13 protein-coding genes and 1 riboswitch are annotated in these 17,640 nt (G+C 33.2%); of the genes, 4 read left to right on the forward strand and 9 right to left on the reverse strand.

Going from position 1 to position 17,640, the window contains the following annotated elements:
• Window positions 1-19: 19 nt before the first annotated feature.
• Both FA048_RS08605 and FA048_RS08610 read right to left on the reverse strand, forming a co-directional pair.
• On the reverse strand, window positions 20-1,894 hold the full coding sequence (locus FA048_RS08605) for a TonB-dependent receptor plug domain-containing protein (RefSeq protein WP_136839891.1): 1,875 nt from the start codon (window positions 1,892-1,894) through the stop codon (window positions 20-22).
• 90 nt (window positions 1,895-1,984) lie between these two features.
• Window positions 1,985-2,179: riboswitch (cobalamin riboswitch) on the reverse strand.
• Between the two features lie 96 nt (window positions 2,180-2,275).
• Window positions 2,276-3,157, reverse strand: a complete 882-nt coding sequence (locus FA048_RS08610) for a polyphosphate kinase 2 family protein (RefSeq protein WP_136839894.1) — start codon at window positions 3,155-3,157, stop codon at window positions 2,276-2,278.
• A gap of 231 nt (window positions 3,158-3,388) precedes the next feature.
• Here FA048_RS08610 and FA048_RS08615 point away from each other — a divergent pair, with 231 nt between their 5' ends.
• On the forward strand, window positions 3,389-5,836 hold the full coding sequence (locus tag FA048_RS08615; protein WP_136839896.1) for a transglycosylase domain-containing protein: 2,448 nt from the start codon (window positions 3,389-3,391) through the stop codon (window positions 5,834-5,836).
• Window positions 5,837-5,908: 72 nt separating this feature from the next.
• Window positions 5,909-9,079 carry a PD40 domain-containing protein gene (locus FA048_RS08620; protein ID WP_136839898.1) on the forward strand — a complete coding sequence of 1,057 codons (3,171 nt, stop codon included), beginning with the start codon at window positions 5,909-5,911 and terminating at the stop codon, window positions 9,077-9,079.
• Between the two features lie 62 nt (window positions 9,080-9,141).
• Here the strand turns inward: FA048_RS08620 and FA048_RS08625 are convergent, their stop codons facing one another.
• On the reverse strand, window positions 9,142-9,492 hold the full coding sequence (locus FA048_RS08625) for a GIY-YIG nuclease family protein (RefSeq protein ID WP_136839900.1): 351 nt from the start codon (window positions 9,490-9,492) through the stop codon (window positions 9,142-9,144).
• Window positions 9,493-9,626: 134 nt separating this feature from the next.
• Here FA048_RS08625 and FA048_RS08630 point away from each other — a divergent pair, with 134 nt between their 5' ends.
• Both FA048_RS08630 and FA048_RS08635 read left to right on the forward strand, forming a co-directional pair.
• On the forward strand, window positions 9,627-10,403 hold the full coding sequence (locus FA048_RS08630; RefSeq protein WP_136839902.1) for an XRE family transcriptional regulator: 777 nt from the start codon (window positions 9,627-9,629) through the stop codon (window positions 10,401-10,403).
• Window positions 10,404-10,479: 76 nt separating this feature from the next.
• Window positions 10,480-10,923 (forward strand): multiple ligand-binding protein 1, encoded by a 444-nt coding sequence (locus FA048_RS08635; protein WP_136839904.1) that lies wholly within the window; start codon window positions 10,480-10,482, stop codon window positions 10,921-10,923.
• Window positions 10,924-10,978: 55 nt separating this feature from the next.
• Here FA048_RS08635 and FA048_RS08640 read toward each other — a convergent pair whose 3' ends face one another.
• From FA048_RS08640 to FA048_RS08665, 6 genes are all read right to left on the reverse strand, one after another.
• The gene (locus FA048_RS08640) at window positions 10,979-11,671 is read right to left on the reverse strand and encodes a GDSL-type esterase/lipase family protein (protein WP_136839906.1); all 693 of its coding nucleotides are present in this window, start codon (window positions 11,669-11,671) and stop codon (window positions 10,979-10,981) included.
• Window positions 11,672-11,678: 7 nt separating this feature from the next.
• The gene (gene glpT / locus FA048_RS08645) at window positions 11,679-13,025 is read right to left on the reverse strand and encodes a glycerol-3-phosphate transporter (protein WP_136839908.1); all 1,347 of its coding nucleotides are present in this window, start codon (window positions 13,023-13,025) and stop codon (window positions 11,679-11,681) included.
• Between the two features lie 37 nt (window positions 13,026-13,062).
• On the reverse strand, window positions 13,063-13,956 hold the full coding sequence (locus FA048_RS08650) for a glycerophosphodiester phosphodiesterase family protein (RefSeq protein WP_136839909.1): 894 nt from the start codon (window positions 13,954-13,956) through the stop codon (window positions 13,063-13,065).
• 231 nt (window positions 13,957-14,187) lie between these two features.
• Window positions 14,188-14,577, reverse strand: a complete 390-nt coding sequence (locus FA048_RS08655) for a hypothetical protein (RefSeq protein ID WP_205943457.1) — start codon at window positions 14,575-14,577, stop codon at window positions 14,188-14,190.
• Between the two features lie 113 nt (window positions 14,578-14,690).
• The gene (locus FA048_RS08660) at window positions 14,691-16,091 is read right to left on the reverse strand and encodes a calcineurin-like phosphoesterase C-terminal domain-containing protein (RefSeq protein ID WP_136839913.1); all 1,401 of its coding nucleotides are present in this window, start codon (window positions 16,089-16,091) and stop codon (window positions 14,691-14,693) included.
• A gap of 2 nt (window positions 16,092-16,093) precedes the next feature.
• Window positions 16,094-17,629, reverse strand: a complete 1,536-nt coding sequence (locus tag FA048_RS08665) for a DUF5689 domain-containing protein (protein WP_136839915.1) — start codon at window positions 17,627-17,629, stop codon at window positions 16,094-16,096.
• Between the last annotated feature and the right edge of the window lie 11 nt (window positions 17,630-17,640).

Consider the following 17,640-nt stretch of genomic DNA (forward strand, 5'->3'; position numbering starts at 1 on the left):
TAATTATTAAGTATGAAGATTATTTAAAATTAAAGCTTACACCAGCATTCATATTGAAGCCCATTGTACGGTAACCAATAATTTCAGTATATTTTTCGTCAGTTAAGTTCTTCAAATCGGCGAAGATTTTAAGACGCTTTTTAGCTAAAGCATATTCTGCATAAAAATTAAATATCTGATAAGAATCTAAAATTTTATTAACAGAAGGATAAGTACTAAAATCGCTATCAGTTCTTTCTCCTGTAAATTTATAGTTTGCACTTAAATATAAGTTTTCAGTAGCCTGTACACCAGCATTTACGCCATACGTATTTTTTGGTCTACGTAATAGGATATCAGATATGGTAGTTCCTGCAATTTGCTTCCCCTCTACATAAGCATAATATCCGTTTATGTAAAATCTATCAAACTTCACTCCTGGTTCAATTTCAAAGCCTTTATCCTTTTGTTGATCTTGATTTATATACCCAACTGAACCATAGATAATTGCATCTTTCATATCTCTTTTAAAGCCAACTACACGAAGGTTTAACTTTTCATTTAAGAAATTAAAAGTTGCACCAGCTTCATAATTTGTTGCCTTCTCTGGCTTTAAGTTTAAATTTGCTCCATATTGACCAAATAGCATTTCTAAGGTTGGTGCCCTAAAAGCAGAAGAAACCGTACCGAATATTTTTATTTCTTTAATAAGATTGATACTTGGTGTAACCACATAAGTATAATTTTCGCCATATTTATTATGTTTATTATAACGTCCTCCTACTTCTAAATTAAACACACTTAAATCATGTAGAAATAACGAGGCATAAGTACTAAATAGATTTGCTGATGGCTCTCTATCCTTTGTAGCATTAAAATGGGTAACTGAAGTTGCTCTATTATCTAAGCCTAAAAGGATGTTTACTTTATCTCCTAAATTTTGATTGTAGAAAACATCTAGCAGATCCATTTTACCCTGATATTGGCCACTATACTTGCTTATATATTTCCTATTTGTATTTTGATGACTATAGTTGAAAGTAATTTTTCCATTATCTAATTGATAAATCGCATTTAGTCCGCCATTAAAATGCTTTGATGTTGATGTATTTCCTGCATCGGTAAAAGCATTATCATCATAGTCAAATCTTCCTTCAAAATACCTAACAAATGGATTTATGCTCAATCTTTTATCTAATTGTAACGAGAAATTCGCATTTAATGCATCTTGCTTTACTCCGTCTTTATCAAAAACTAGATTGTTCCCTACTGGATTTTCTGCTTCAGAAATACCATCAGTTCTAAAATGACTGTAACTTAAATTATAAGTAAAAGCATCTACTTTACTACTTAAACCAATTGTCCCCTTGTAGGTATTATAACTTCCGGCAGTTGCTACACCATACACATTGTTGCCTTTTGTACCACTTTTTTTAGTGATGATATTTACTACACCTGCAACTGCATCAGAACCATAAATGGTAGATTGACCACCTCTTAAAATTTCGATTCTTTCAATTTGATCAATTGCCAATAATCTTAAATCAAAAGATGATCCTGAAACTGAGGGATCTGTAGCTAAAACTCCATCAATTAAAATTACAGCATAAGAACTACCAGCACCCCTAAAGAAAAGGCTTTTTTCTTTACTAGCATTGCTTCCAAACCCTACAACTGTAATACCAGCTTGTTGATTTAGTAGGTCAGCTAAATTTCTTCCACTGCTGCGAGCTAATTCTTCACTTGTAATAATGGTTACTACTTTACCTGTTTGTGATTGTTTTTGTTCATTTTTTGTGGTAGAAATAACCACTTCATTTAACGTTTTGGCATCTTGTGCCATAGCAGATTTACCCAAAAGGGTTAATTGTACAAGTCCTAGACCTGCAGCAATTAATTTAGTTTTTTTGTTCATTTGTTGTGAGTTTTTCACACACAGCAACAGAATCAGAATAGAAATGAGTATAATAAAGTCCCACTCCTAGCTTCAATCCCCGAAAGCTATGAAATATTAAACTTTTAGGCAGGTCTTCTGACTTACTCTAGTTTTCCTGTCTTCCCATCCCGATTTATCGGGAAAGTGACTGTAGATTTGAAAAACTTTTTTTAGAGCTTACAGCTGCGGGACAGTTACAGATTTACACTGTATTCCCTTTTAATCCTAATTCGAAAATCGGGAACCAAAAAGCGATGCAAAGGTATATTTTAATTTATTAGTAAAAAATGAATAATCATTAATTTAAATAAGCGTAGGCAAAGCATGCTTATAACATTGAGAACTCATATGCTTATGAAATTAAATCTCATTTAAAAGTTGTTGCTTTAGCACCTCTAATTCGGCTGTTTCATCTGCAGGCAATACCGGAAACTTTAAATCCATTGCTGTTAATGTTTCAGCAACTATTTGACTAATTGCTAATCTCGTATACCACTTATTGTCTGCAGGAATAACATACCAGGGAGCTTTTTCGGTAGAGGTTTCTCTAATTGCATCTTGATAGGCAGTCATGTATTTATCCCATAATGCTCTTTCTTTTAAATCTCCAGCAGAAAATTTCCAATTTTTAGATTTATCTTCAATCCTATCCAAAAACCTTTGCTTTTGTTCATCCTTACTTACATGTAAGAAAAATTTAATAACGATAGTTCCATTTTCTACCAGGTGGCTTTCAAAATTTCTAATGCTCTCGTATCTATTATTCCAGAATTTTTTATCAATTTTTTTAACATCATCATAAGCTGGAATACGTTCGCTCATTACATATTCTGGATGTACCTTACAAACTAATACATTCTCGTAATGTGAGCGATTATGAATTCCTATTCTGCCACGTTCTGGCAAAGCTTTATAGTGTCGCCATAAATAATCATGCTCATACTCTTCACTATTTGGAGTTTTAAAGCTATATACTTGACAACCTTGAGGATTTAATCCAGACATAACGTGTTCAATAGCACTATCCTTACCGGCCGCGTCCATAGCTTGAAAAATGATTAATAAGGAATGAGAATTAGCAGCATATAACGTTTCTTGAAGTACAGAGAGTTCGTCTTTTACTTTTTCTAGCTCTTCTTTGCCATCACTTTTATTTAAATGACCGTTGTAAGTTGTACTAAAATCTTTAAGAGAAAATTTGCCATCTGGCTTTACTAAATAATTTTTTGTGTTGGTTTTCAAAGGGTAAGTTTTTTAAAGGTTAATGTTTTGTTTTATTTTTAAATATAGAGTAAAATTTAAGTAAATTAAATACGTTAATTTGTACTTAGAATCTGTTTAATCATTATTTACAAAACGTACCATAAGTAACTCTTGTTTTGCGTTTTTTTTGTATGAAAATAATTTTAAACATTTTTATAGTTTAACACTATTTTAACAGATAATAATTCACGTTTTTTCCATCTTTATACCATGTTTCGAGAAATAAAAAATAAATACGTTCGCTACATTACACTACTTATATATTTCATAGTTATTTTCTTTTGTGCGTTACAAGTTAACTTTTTATGGCTTTTTGGTTATTCTCCAAGCTATGCTGATATTAAAAAACCAGCACAAAGAGTTGGTTCAGAATTATATACCGCTGATAGTGTTCTAATTGGTCGCTATTTTAAAGAAAATAGAACCCCAGTTGATTTTAATCAAATTTCTCCTAGCATAATCCATGCATTGGTTGCCACAGAAGATGTTCGTTTTTATAACCATTGGGGTATTGATGCTCAAGCAGTTGGAAGAGCTATTGTAGGAATGGGAAAAGATGGAGGAGCAAGTACAATTACACAACAATTGGCAAAAAACCTATATCGCACTCGCTACAGCAAATCTTCGGGCTTAATTAAACATGTCCCTTTAGTTAGGACATTGGTCTCTAAATTTAAAGAATGGATGACGGCCATGAAATTAGAATCCAATTATGAGAAGAACGATATCATAACTATGTATTTAAACACCGTTTCATTTGGAAATAATGCATATGGTATTAAAACAGCAGCAAGAATTTATTTTGATAAAGAAGCTAAAGATTTACAAGTCAATGAAGCTGCCTTACTTGTTGGTATGTTAAAAGGTACAAATCTCTATAACCCAACAAAAAATCCAGCAGGTGCTTTAAATAGAAGAAATATAGTACTTAATCAAATGAACAAGTACAATTATTTAAGTAAAGATAGTTTAACATTACTTTCCAAACTTCCAATACAATTAAAAGAAGGTAAAATGAGAGATGCCAGCAGCGGCGATTCTTATTTGCGAGCTGCAGTTGATAAATATTTAGAAGAGTGGTGCAAGGAGAATAACTACGATTTATATGAAGATGGTTTAAAAATTTACACTACTATCGATTCTAAGTTGCAAGGCTACGCAGAAGAATCAGTTAAGGATCAAATGAGGATCATCCAAAGAAGATTTTATAATGTATGGGGTAATGAAGATCCGTGGGAAGATTCTGAACGTAAAAAAGTAGACTATCCCGATAGGGCTAAAAAGAACCTACCTATTTATGCCATGTTGCAAAAGAAATTTAACAACAATACTGATTCTATTGATGCTTATTTTAACAAGAAAAAAAAGATGAAAATCTTCTCTTACAAAGGAGATAGAGATACCTTATTTAGCACGATGGATTCTATCCGCTACTATGGAAAAATCATGAATGCTGGAATGATGACCATGGAACCTAAGAGCGGTAAAATTAAAGTCTGGGTTGGCGGTATCGATCATAAATTTTTCAAATATGACCATGTTAACCAAGCAAAACGCCAAGCAGGATCTACCTTTAAACCTTTTGCTTATTTAGCAGCTTTAGAAAGCGGAATGAGCCCTTGCGATACTTTTGTAGATAAACCAGTAAAAATAGCCTACCAAAATAAAGGTAAAACTGAATACTGGGAGCCTAAAAATGCCGATTGGAGTAATAGTTATCAGGAAATGTCATTACGTTGGGCAATGGCTAAGTCTGTAAACACCATAACTGCACAGGTAACTGAAAAAGTTGGATCGGATAATGTAGTAAAATGGGCACATGAATGTGGAATAGAAAGCAATTTAGAATCTGTTCCATCTGTAAGTTTGGGGCCAAATGATGTTACTGTTTTTGAAATGGTTAAAGCCTACAGTACTTTTTTAAATGAAGGTGTAAAAACAGATCCTATTCTTGTAGAGAAAATTACTGACCAAAATGACAATTTAATTGAAGAATTTAAGCCAAAAACCAAACGAGTTTTAACTGAGGAAATTGCTTGGTTAATGTTATATATGTTTAGAGGCGGTATGGAAGAACCAGGTGGAACCTCGCAAGCACTTTGGGAGTGGGATCTATTTAACAAGAATAACCAAATTGGTGGTAAAACTGGTACCTCATCAGATTATGTTGATGCTTGGTATATGGGCATAACCAAAGATTTAGTAACGGGTGTTTGGGTTGGATGTGATGAACGCACAGCACATTTTAGAAACGGAGAAACTGGTGAAGGCTCTAGAACAGCATTACCAATTTTTGCCAAATTTATGGAGAAGGTTTACCATGACCCAACCAGTGGATATACCTATGGTCCATTCCCTAAAGCGAAGGTAGAAATCAATATAAAATATAATTGTCCTACACCGAGACAACGAGTTGACACTACAGTTGTTGATAGTACATTAGTGGACTCATTAGATATGGTAGAGCCAATTATTGAAACACAACCAGTTGTAGTACCTGAAACGGAAGTTAAAAAAACAGAAGAAAAGAAAGTTCCAGAAACACAACCAAGTCCTACCACTACCCCTACGGTTCCATTAACTAAAAAGGAAGAAAGAGAACTGCGCAGAAAGCAACGACAAGAAGAAAAAGAAAAAAATAAAAACGGTGGGGACTAGTTTAGTGTTCATAAAACTATAAAGCATATTATATCGTAAATTAACCATCATATTGTTCTTAAAAATCACACCATGAATAGAAATTTTACTTTTATAAAAAAGTTATTACTAATATTATTATTGGTTTTAACATCTGTTATTTCTGTTAAAGCCCAGTATTTTGGGCAAAATGTAGTTCGATATAAGAATGCTGATTTCAAGGTATTACAAACACCACATTTCGAGATCTATTATTATATTAAGAATGATAAACTCCTAAAAAAATTCGCTCAGGATGCTGAAACTTGGTATAAAATGCATCAAGAAGTTTTTCGTGATACATTTTTAACTAAAAATCCTATTATTTTATATAGTAATCATCCAGATTTTCAGCAAACAACTGCATTAGGTGGCGGTTCTCCAGGCGTGGGTACCGGTGGTGTTACCGAGGCATTAAAGAACAGAATTATTATGCCTGTTTTAGATTTGAGTAGCCAAACAAGGCATGTACTTGGACACGAATTGGTACACGCTTTTCAATATCACGTATTGTTAGAGAAAGACTCTATTAGCTTAGAAAATATTGGAAATACACCTTTATGGATGGTTGAAGGTATGGCCGAATATCTTTCTGTTGGTAAAAAAGATGCATTTACATCTATGTGGATGCGTGATGCATTATTAAATAGAGATATCCCTTCACTTAAAGATTTAACCAATTCAAATAAATATTTCCCTTATCGTTATGGACAAGCTTTTTGGACATTTGTAGGGTCTCTTTATGGGGATACTACTATTGTGCCATTGTTTAAAAACACAGCTAAGTTTGGTTATGAAAATGGAATTAAATACACTTTTGGGTTTGACGACAGAACTTTATCAGGATTGTGGAAAAACTCTATTGAAGAACATTACAGGCCATTATTAAAAGCAGATAGCTCTCAAATTAAAATTTCTGGAACTAAAATTATAGACAATAAGAATGCTGGAAATATGAATGTTGCTCCAGCTATTAGTCCTGATGGTAAATTTTTGGCGTTTTTATCTGAAAAAGACTTATTTGGTATCGATTTATTTCTAGCAGACGCTAAAACAGGTAAAATCTTAAGAAAGTTAACTAGTCAAGTTGCAAACTCTCACATTGATGATTTTAACTTCATTGAATCTGCAGGAACTTGGTCGCCAGATAGCAAACAATTTGCCTTTAGTATTTTTAGTAAGGGAAAAAATCAAATGCTTATTGTTGATGTTGCAAATGGCAATACTGTTTTAAAAACAGATATGGGCAATGTAGAACAGTTTAGTAATTTAACATGGGCTCCAAACGGAAAAGATATTGCTTTTTCGGGAATGGTTGAAGGACAGAGTGATATTTTCTCTTATAATTTAGACACAAAAGTTGTTACTCAAATAACCAATGATGAGTTTTCTGATTATGCTCCTAATTATTCTCCAGATGGAACTAAGCTTGTTTTTTCATCAGATAGGGCAGCAATGTCAAGTGGGAACATCAGTGCTGTTAACCCATTAAACTTAACAAGTTATGACATTGCTAGTAAAACTTTGAGCAATGTTCCTGTATTTAATGGTGCAAATAATCTAAATGCACAGTTTTCTGGCGATAGTAAACGCATCTTCTTTTTAAGTAACAGAGACGGTTTCAGAAACTTATATGAAGTAACCTTAAGCGACAATAGTGTTAAACAGTTAACAGATTATTTTACAGGTATAAGTGGTATTACAGAGTTCTCTCCTGCTATTACTGTTTCAAGAGATGATGATATCATTTATAGTTATTATCGCTACCAACGCTATACGTTGTACAATTCTACCTTAAGCAATTTTAAAGCTAAAACTGTTAATGCGCAAGATGTAAACTTTAACGCTGCGATATTGCCCCCAATGGAAAACGTAGGTGTAAATATAGTTAACTCTAATTTGGGCAACTTTGATAGGTTTGAGAAGACAACAACAGATTCTATGAAAACTGTAGCTTATAGACCTAAATTTAAATTAGATTATTTAGCAAATAGTGGTGTTGGGGTTTCTGCAAGTAGATTTGGGGCTGGTTTACAGGGTGGTATTATTGGGATGTTTAGCGATATACTAGGCCGTAACCAAATTATTGCTAACTTATCTATCAATGGAGAAATTTATGATTTTGGAGGTTTAGCCGCATATATCAATCAAAAAAATAGAATTAACTGGGGTGTTGCAGTTTCTCATATACCTTATATAACTGGTTTTACAACATATGGACTTTATAATCCACAATATAGCTCAGAACCAATTGATACAATTAGTACAAATATTTTAAGAACTTTTGAAGATAAGTTGGAAGTTTTTGCATCTTATCCTTTTAGTAAAGTTCACAGGTTTGAAGCAGGAACTGCATTTTCTCATTATGGTTATCGTTTAGATAGGTATAATGAATATCAAGATATAAGTGGATATTATTTAGGTGCAGAAAGACAAAAAGTATCTAATTCTGAAGCAACAAACACTTTAGGAATTCCTCTTAATCCATTTACCATATTTTCGGCCAATGCCTCTTTTGTAGGAGATAATTCTATAAATGGGCTAACAGCTCCTTTGGATGGATTTAGATATCGAGTTGGTGCGGAACAATATTTTGGAGACTTTAGTTTTTCTGCTGTAACTGTAGATTTTAGAAAGTATTTAAGAGCAAAACCTGTTACTTTTGCAGTTAGAACCTATAATTATTTAAGGCTGGGTAGAGATGGAGAGAATCTTTATCCATTATATGCTGGTTATGGTTATTACATTAGAGGATATGAAGCCAATTCATTTTATAATAGCAAATATCAAACTACTGGAACATTTGATATAGATCAATTATCTGGAAGTAAATTGGCTGTATTTAATTTTGAAGCTAGACTACCTTTTACTGGCCCTAAAAAATTGGCTCAAATACAATCTAGACTTTTATTTTCAGATTTAAATGTATTCTTTGATGCTGGCTTATCATGGAATGAAGATTCAAAAGTGGTTTTCAAGGGCCAACCTACCTATCAAACTGTTCCACTACTAGATCAGCAAGGTAATCCTGTTTTGGATAAACAAGGTAAACCACGAACAGCCCAGGTTACCAATGAAAGAGTGCCGGCAATGAGTGTTGGTGTTTCTTTAAGGGTAAACTTATTTGGTGCACTTATAATTGAACCTTATTATGCATTTCCTTTTCAACGGAGAGATTTGGGTGGCAAAGGTGTGTTTGGTTTAAATTTTGCCCCAGGTTGGTAGATTAATCTCAAAACATAAAAAGAGCATCTCAAATATTGGGATGCTTTTTTTATATACTGATATTAGGATAAAATACTTAAGGGTAATGCAACTTGAGTATTTAACTTTTTCTGATAAATGATATTTTCGAAATCAAGACCAATAGTTAAATCAATCCAATCAGGATTACATGAGCGAACAATTCTTTCTTTTTGAGGTCTTGTAAAGCGACTAACTACTTTAAAACGGTTCAATGCCTGAGATTCAGTTTTAAACTCTTCAAAGTAAACCAAACGTGTTAATTGCTGGCCGCTATCAAAAAATAAGTTAGGCATCTGTTTATAGAAATCAAGCGTTTTAATTAGATCTGCGCTCATTCCTACATGTAAACTAGTGCGGTTTCTGTCGGTTACGATATAAACAAATTTTTTCATGACTTCTCGGCTTAAAGGTTAAAAACTAAATTATTTAGATAAATGTTTGTACTTTTAATAAATATTACTAACTTTATGAGCACAATAATACTAACAATTTTAGTAAAAACAAATTTATTTTAAAATTATTTTTTATGTCAAACATTTCAGGCAACCTTAAATACTTAAGAAAGAAAAAAGGTCATACACAGCAACAATTCGCTGATGCTATGGAAATTAAACGTTCATTGATTGGAGCCTATGAAGAAGATAGAGCAGAACCAAAATATGATTTACTAAAAAAAATAGCAGAATATTTTGATTTAACTATTGATGAGTTTATCAATGAAACTATAAATGACAATTGGAAACCAAAACCAAAAAGTCAAGGCTCTAATTTAAGAGTGTTAAGTATATCTGTAGATCAAAACGATAATGAGAATATAGAACTTGTTCCTGTTAAGGCAAGTGCTGGTTATCTAAATGGCTTTTCAGATCCACAATACGTAAAAGACTTACCTAAATTTCAACTTCCCCTACCCGCTTTAAAACAGGGAACATTTAGAGCCTTTGAAATTATGGGGGATTCGATGTTACCTATTCAACCCGGTAGTGTAATTATTGGTGAATATATGGATAACTGGAATGATGTTAAAACAGGAGAAACTTATGTAATCATTAGCAAAAATGAAGGTGTAGTATATAAAAGAGCAGGCAATCGTTTTAAAGAGAACAAAGAGCTCAAATTAATTTCAGACAATACAGTCTACGATCCTTACTCGGTTGCTGCTGATGATATTTTAGAGATATGGAGAGCAAAAGCATATATATCTACTACTTTACCAGATCCAACACCAGAACCTACTATAGAAACTCTCTCTAGTATGATGGCACAAATGCAAAAATCAATTTCTCAATTAAATAAGAATTAACATAATTTAACAGAGGCTGATTAAACTCTGGCTTACTTTTTACATCTATGCTATTAAACAACCAATTAATATACAGATGAAAAAATTATTTTACACGGTAGCTTTAGTAGTAATGGGAATTACAGCTAGCTATGCACAAAAACCTGAAAGAGAAAAATTAACTCCAGAACAAAGAGCTGAAAAAACTGCGACTGCATTGGAACAAAAATTAAGTTTAAATGCAGATCAAAAAACCAAAGTTCAGCAATTAGAGTTAGAACGCATTAAGAAAAATGATGAATGGCGTAAGCAAGACGTAGGTACCATGAAAGACAAGATGGAAGAACGCAAGGCTTACATGAAAGCTTCTAAAGAAAAAATGGATGCTATTTTAACTCCAGAGCAGAAAAAAACATTGGATGCTTCTCGTGATAAAATGAGAGACAAAATGAAAGATAGAAAAGGCGGCAAAGGATTAAGAGGTCCCAAAGGGACTAAACCTGGAGAAGGAACCCCAACTCCCCCAGCAAAAAATAATTAACAAAAGAAAAGCCTCGACAATTATCGAGGCTTTTCTTTTTAAAGATGATTGAAAATTATTTTAAGTAGCCAGTAGCATTTAAAAAATCTGCCCATACCTTATATCCCTCCGGAATAAGATGCAAACCATCTTTAGTTAACTCTGCTTTTAAATGATTGTCCTTATCTAAAAACTGGGTATATAAATCAATTACAGTTACATTTTTCGCAGCTATTTTTTTAATCTCATTATTGAGATAAAGAATATGCTCATCCTTACCATAATGGTTTTTAAACTTTTCGAAAGAAGCATTTACAGGAAGAAGCGTATTAAAATAGATTTGAGTTTTCTTTGACCCTTCTCTAATTCGCTTTACAATTTTCTTGTAATTACCTAAAATTACACTGTCAGGGATATTTCTAGAAATGTCATTTATACCTATAAGAATAAATATTTTTTTTGGTTTACCATCTATCACATCTTGTAAGCGTTCTAAAACTCCAAAAGTAATATCACCAGAAATACCTCTATTTTTTGCTTGTGGTAAACTTAACAATTTTGCCCAATCTGTACCTGCAGTAATACTATTCCCTAAAAAAACATAATCTTTTTTAGATTTAACATCTGCTTTGAATTTGGCTACTTGCTCTATATACTTTCCTGGGCGATATGTACTGTCCCATTTAACTGTTTGAGCACTTGCAAGATTTACATTTAATGCAATTAGTAATCCTAATGCAATTGAAACCTTTTTTAATAATATCTTCATTTATATCTTATTTAAGATCTGCTAGATTTTGTTTCTCTCTATTCCAAGTAAATGCCGTAAAGAATATGGCTAAGACGCAAGCTGCAACGATAACTAAAAATCCTCCATCCCATCCCCATTCATCAACTACAAAGCCGATTGCAATGTTTGCAAATAAAGCACCGCCTAAATAACCGAACAAGCCTGTTAACCCAGCTGCTGTTCCTGCTGCTTTTTTAGGCACTAAATCTAAAGCTTGAACGCCAATTAGCATTACTGGACCATAAATTAAAAAACCAATAGCAATTAGCGCAGAAATATCAATCCAAACATTGCCTGGAGGATTTTTCCAATAAACTAGTACAGCTACCAAAACTAAAGCCATATAAATAACAGTGGCGGGTGCTCTTCGTCCTTTAAAAATTTTATCACTAACCAACCCACATAATAATGTTCCAGGTATACCTGCCCACTCATAAGCAAAATAAGACCAACTAGATTCATTAATAGAAAATCCTTTGGCCTGCTGTAAAAAGGCTGGGGCCCAATCTAAAACCCCGTATCTTACTAGGTAAACAAATGCATTTGCAAAAGCAATGTACCAAAGCATTCTGTTATTTAAAACATAATTAAAGAAAATTTCTTTGGCTGAGAATTCTTTTTCTTGATCTGCAGAATAATTTTTTGGATAATCATTTTTGTACTGTTCAATTGGTGGTAAACCACAGGATTGGGGTGTATCTCTAACAAAAATATAAGCAATTAGTGCAAAAACCAAAGCAATCAATCCTGGAAAGTAGAGTTGCGCATGCCAATTAGCAAAAATTTCTATTGCCAATATTGATATAGGCCCAACTAAACCTCCACCCACATTGTGTGCAACATTCCAGATAGACATCGCTGTACCTCGTTCCCTGACAGAATACCAATGCACTACCACTCTGCCACAAGGAGGCCAACCCATGCCTTGAAACCATCCATTTATGAATAGCAGAACAAACATAATTGTAACTGAAGATGTCGCATACGGTATAACTCCCATAAAAATCATGGTTACCGCAGATAAAACCAATCCGATTGCTAAGAAAATTCTTGCATTGCTTCTATCAGAAAAATTACCCATTATAAATTTACTTAAACCGTAGGCAATGGAAACACTAGATAATGCTATACCAAGTTCTCCTTTAGAAAAACCTTGCTTCTCCAGTTCTGGGATTACCAATGAAAAGTTCTTCCTAACTAAATAATAACCAGCATAACCTAAAAATATCCCTAAAAAAACTTTAATTCTCTGCGATTTATATTCAGCATCGATTTCAGATTCTGGCAATAACGGTTTATGCGCTGCTGGTGGTGGAAAAAGTCTAAAACTCATGTATTATTTAGGTCGATTTAGATTAGTAAATTGTATATTAAAACAAATTAGGATAATCTGTGATGATGCCATCAACTTTTAAAGATTTTAATCTATTGATTTCTTCAATTGTATTGACTGTCCAAGGGATAACTTTAATTCCATCAGCATGTGCTTTTTTAACTAAATCAGCATCAACCATATTATAATTAGGACTTAAAATAAATGGTTTGTAACCTAAATCAGCTATGTTTTCTTCGTAGGTTTTTTTATTGGCTACCAAGAAAGAAGTTTTAACACCAGGATATTTTTGATTAATGATTTGAATTGTTCTTTTATCAAAAGACTGGATAACCACATAAGGGGTAATTTTTTTACTTTCTATAACATCCATTAATAACTTTACAAAAACTTCTGGTGTTGGATTAACGACATTATCTCCAGCAACATCACATTTAGTTTCGATATTGTAAAATACTTGTTTTTTGCCTTTAACCTTAATATCATTCTGAACAGCATCAATTAAATCAGATAATAAAGGAATAAAGGTTTTAATCTTTTTTTGTTGTGGAAAACCTGTATTTATCTTTGTTCCTATATCAAAAGTTTTTAAAAGATCATAATCCATTTGGTAGATTGCATACTTTTTACTGTCGGTTTTAGGAATTTCATTTCCCTCTGGAGTAAGCATAAAACCAGGACTTAAGTAGTCATCATGTGTTACTACCACTTTCCCATCTTTGGTAATATGAGTATCCATTTCTAAGGTTGTAATAGAATCAAATTTCATTGCATCTTGCATTGCAATAATGGTATTTTCAGGCATTAAACCTCTACCACCTCTGTGGGCTTCTGCACTAAAGGCAGGAAATTTGGCTGTCTGTGCACTCATTTGACAAGAATAGCCTAAAAAGGTGATTAAACCTAAAGATAGTGTTTTTACAATTTTCATCTTATTAAATATGCTTTTAGCGGTAAGCTACCATGACTTTAAACAATTCATTATATGATTGTAAAATCATGGTTGTTTTATTTGATCATTTGTAATTAAATATACAAAGAGCTATTAAAATAAATAGCTCTTTGTCCTGTTTTAGATTCCAGTAAATGTTATTAGCAAAGGATTAACAACAGTAAACCTTATAATTAGCAATGTACCTTTACTAAAGGCAATACCGCAAAATTATGGAATGATAATATAGTCTGGGCTTGACAACAAACGCAGGTAATAACTTCTTGAATAACTGTTGCCCTCATTGTTGGAGTAAGATCCATAAAAAAGAACATCGCTGGCTAATAAATCATAACCTTCCTGCATCAAATACTGACCATTTTGGCTAACGCCATCAGGTAGAAATGGAGATGTTGCAGATGGATCTAGACCAAATAGTATGTTGATTGCATAAGTAGGATAAATCCGGGTTGTCATACTTGCATCGCTATAAAAACGAACCATATAAGTTCCTCTAGTTTCAGTACTCCAATTGTCTCCATTATCTTCCGTAACGGTATAATCATCTTCAATTTCAAGATGAGCGTAAACTTGTGAACGACCTACTAGGCTGCATAGCACAATACTGAATAATAAAATAATTTTTTTCATTGTTTTTTGATTAAAATGTTTAATTTTTACTAAAGTAAAACAGTATTATTAGCTAACTATTAAGCAATTATAAATTATATTTATTAACTCATCTCGGAAATATATTTCTCTCCGAAACGATCTGTTGCTACTACTTTTACTTTTTTAACAGATGGCTCGAAATGGGCTATAAATAAATGATCTGTCATTCTAGGTTCTGGAAAAGTTCTACCTAATGGTAATTTATCGCCCTTATATAATTGAACAGAAAGTGGATCAAATCCTTTTTGTTGTTCCATTATTCCCATCGGCTTTCCATCTAAAAAATATTCTACTTTCCACTTAGGATCATAGTTCCAAACATTGGCAATTAACCTTTTTTGATTGGTTAGCTCATCAACGTAAAGACGAATTTGTTCTTTTCTATCTAAGCCTGTTGGTTGGTAATACCATTTTAAATCAGTACCATTAACTTCATATACTCCATATCCACTAGGCGTTCCATCTTCACAAATTGGACCAGTCCACCAAGCACCACATACTGTTCCATGGTTATGTTCAAATACATCATTTGTAATCATGTTTCTGTTGTAATGGGTATGACCAGACATGATATGTACATTAGAAAATCCGGAAATAACCTTAAAGAAATCTTCGTTATTTTTAACTCCACTATTAACAGGAATATGTAGTGAAATGATTATCAAAGCATCTTTGGCAACATGTTGTAAATCTTTTGCCATCCAATCTAATTGGGCTTGACTTATAAAACCATCGTAATTGCGTTCGGTACCTAAATACCTCACATCATCTAAAACAATATAATGCGCTTTACCCCTATTAAAAGAATAATAAGTTGGCCCATAATGCTCACTGAAAGTCTTATCGGATGTTTCATCTCCGCCCATGCGGTAATCCATATCATGATTACCTAAAGCCTGAAAGAATGGAATACCCATTTCAGCCACTGCTTTATTATAGTCTGCAAATAATTCGTGGTTATCCCAAACGATATCACCAACACAAATACCATGAACAGGGGTATTTCCCATAGACTTGATGATTTTTTTTGTATCTGGTACAGAATAGGTCATCATTTTCTCCACATCCTTTTTATTCTTTACTTGCGGATCTGCCCAAATGATGAAATTATGTTTATCATCATTTCTACTCAATGCTTTTAGTTCAAAGTTTAGCTTTGTTGAAGTAGCAAATTTCTCATAGTGTTTAGCTAAATAGCTTTCCGTTTTAAACTCATACCCTGATGGTGTGCTTAACCAAATAAATTTGGCTAAAATATTTACTTCAATAGTATAATTACCATCCGCATCTGTTTGCACTACATTAAATCCATCAGAAACTACAACGTTTGCAATACCTTTTCCCTTGCTGGTTATACGACCAGAAATTTTGATTACGGTGTCAAAAAAGGAATGAGCTTTTAGGCTAATAAATAAAGTTGTAGCTAATAAGCTTGACTTTTGTATAAATGATCTTCTATTCATAATTAGTTTATAACCTTAGTTACATCAGCTTTTCCTTCAATATCAGCAAGGGTTTTAGGTGTAAGAATCGGTTTGTCTACACGTAGAGACCCTACCCATTTTTTAGCTGTAGCATCATATACTCCACCCAAATAACTGAAACTATTAACACCAGGATTAGCCCCTACTTTGGTTGTATTGGTACCCTGTGTATAAAAAGGCTGAAAAGTGGCTCCATTATTTCTTTTATAACGATCATTATCACATATAGCATAACCAACACCATTTCCAAATAAGCTACCACCACCAGCAAAGAAAATAACATCAGATGGAACAGTGTTTAGATCAACGTTGGTAGTTGCAAAAACTGCAATTCCTCCAGCGTTACCTGTATTAGCCAATAAATTTGATGTCTTAGTTCCAATACCGTTATCACCATCTATATTAGCATATTGCTTACTCACTGCCCAGTTAGCATTGCTAATATCGGTAGAGCCATTGCCATTGATTACTTTATTACCACCAACATAAAAGAAAGTACCTTTTGCTACAGTACCTCTAGTAATATTAAATTTATAGGTCCTCAAGTCGCCAGTAGCCCAACCGTTAACAGGAAAGCCTGTTGGAGTAGAAGCGCCAGCATTATTCGTTGTAAATAGACTAAAATTCTTTTGTCTAAAATCAAGATCTTGAGTAGCCATTAGTTGTATGTACTCAAAATTGGCATCAGTACTAGTTGGGTCGGCAAAGAATCCAGTAATAATTACTGGATTTGGACCTAATGGAATACTTGCATCAACTGTAAGACTAGTAGGTGTAAAATCTGACTTAACACGAGGATAAATTTGTGACGCAACTGTTGCTGATGGGATAACTATACCTTTTATAATTGCAGAATATGGTAAAAATTCACGTTTAAAACTTGCATTACTACTCACATTCATTTGCATATCTCCTGAGCCTTCGTTAAAGGTTTTTACACCTTCTATAGTTTCAACACCTATATTAGGTTCGAAATTACAGTTGTAGATGACGGCTAAACAGCTCTCGAAACGTTCTGGAGCTAATTTAAGATTAGACGTAGAAACTTGAACAGTTCTTAAGGTTACACCAGACGCTTTTTTCTCTACATTGGCTGCCGTTAATCCAGTAATTTGTAAGATACCACTTATTCGTTTAAGTACCCCTCCCTCTAGATTTATATGAACAGAATCTCCTGGAATGTAATTCGCAGCAGCTGCACCAATATTAATAGCTATTCCTCTTAGGGAATCTATACCGCCACCAAAATCTTTAGCATTTTGAACGAAAAGCAAACCATTTGGCATATTACCACCAGTTTGATCAGAAATAACCTGCCCTCTTAAATAAGATGCTTCACGTAAATTTTCCTTAGTAAGCGTTACATCAACACCTCTATGTATCCTTCTCAAATCTAAATTTGCTATATAGGAACTAACCGAACCTTTTACAACATTAATCTCGTCGTCTGGCTTACAGCTAGACCATAGTGCAGCAAAAACAGTAAATACTACAATATATTTTATAAGATCTTTCATTATATTTTTTT

Origin of the sequence: Pedobacter polaris (assembly GCF_005116505.1) — a bacterium.
Taxonomy (GTDB): domain Bacteria; phylum Bacteroidota; class Bacteroidia; order Sphingobacteriales; family Sphingobacteriaceae; genus Pedobacter; species Pedobacter polaris.

What these genes read in the sequence shown, in the direction of transcription:
- FA048_RS08605 (WP_136839891.1), bottom strand. Translation starts at nt 1,894, where the DNA reads ATGAACAAAAAAACTAAATTAATTGCTGCAGGTCTAGGACTTGTACAA.
- FA048_RS08615 (WP_136839896.1), top strand. Translation starts at nt 3,389, where the DNA reads ATGTTTCGAGAAATAAAAAATAAATACGTTCGCTACATTACACTACTT.
- FA048_RS08620 (WP_136839898.1), top strand. Translation starts at nt 5,909, where the DNA reads ATGAATAGAAATTTTACTTTTATAAAAAAGTTATTACTAATATTATTA.
- FA048_RS08625 (WP_136839900.1), bottom strand. Translation starts at nt 9,492, where the DNA reads ATGAAAAAATTTGTTTATATCGTAACCGACAGAAACCGCACTAGTTTA.
- FA048_RS08630 (WP_136839902.1), top strand. Translation starts at nt 9,627, where the DNA reads ATGTCAAACATTTCAGGCAACCTTAAATACTTAAGAAAGAAAAAAGGT.
- FA048_RS08635 (WP_136839904.1), top strand. Translation starts at nt 10,480, where the DNA reads ATGAAAAAATTATTTTACACGGTAGCTTTAGTAGTAATGGGAATTACA.
- FA048_RS08640 (WP_136839906.1), bottom strand. Translation starts at nt 11,671, where the DNA reads ATGAAGATATTATTAAAAAAGGTTTCAATTGCATTAGGATTACTAATT.
- glpT (WP_136839908.1), bottom strand. Translation starts at nt 13,025, where the DNA reads ATGAGTTTTAGACTTTTTCCACCACCAGCAGCGCATAAACCGTTATTG.
- FA048_RS08650 (WP_136839909.1), bottom strand. Translation starts at nt 13,956, where the DNA reads ATGAAAATTGTAAAAACACTATCTTTAGGTTTAATCACCTTTTTAGGC.
- FA048_RS08660 (WP_136839913.1), bottom strand. Translation starts at nt 16,091, where the DNA reads ATGAATAGAAGATCATTTATACAAAAGTCAAGCTTATTAGCTACAACT.
- FA048_RS08665 (WP_136839915.1), bottom strand. Translation starts at nt 17,629, where the DNA reads ATGAAAGATCTTATAAAATATATTGTAGTATTTACTGTTTTTGCTGCA.